The sequence below is a fragment of the Flavobacterium sp. R1_16 genome (genome assembly GCF_057652095.1).
On sequence record NZ_JBYFCG010000036.1, the window covers coordinates 1 to 319 of the forward strand.

1 rRNA gene is annotated in these 319 nt (G+C 42.6%); it reads right to left on the reverse strand.

Going from position 1 to position 319, the window contains the following annotated elements:
• Window positions 1-74, reverse strand: a 5S ribosomal RNA gene (gene rrf / locus AC23L6_RS13390); the annotation flags it as partial.
• Window positions 75-319 lie beyond the last annotated feature (245 nt).

Below are 319 nucleotides of genomic sequence, written 5' to 3' on the forward strand. Positions count from 1 at the left end.
ACCATCTGCGCTGGCGGGCTTAACTTCTCTGTTCGGGATGGGAAGAGGTGAGCCCCGCCGCAATAACCACCTTAAAATTTTCATTTCCTACCAAGGCAGGAATCTTATTACATAAGTCCTTTCCTTGTTTAGAAAAGATTCCTGTTTTCACAGGAATAAATATCTTAACATACTGAGATAAAAAAGTAATTTGATTATCCCCAACTTGATTGGGGAAGAAAGTTACGTCCCCCCTCCTTTTCAGGGGAAGGGGGAGGCTTGTACATAAGCTTACGGGTTATTAGTACTACTCGGCTATGACATTACTGCCTTTACACCT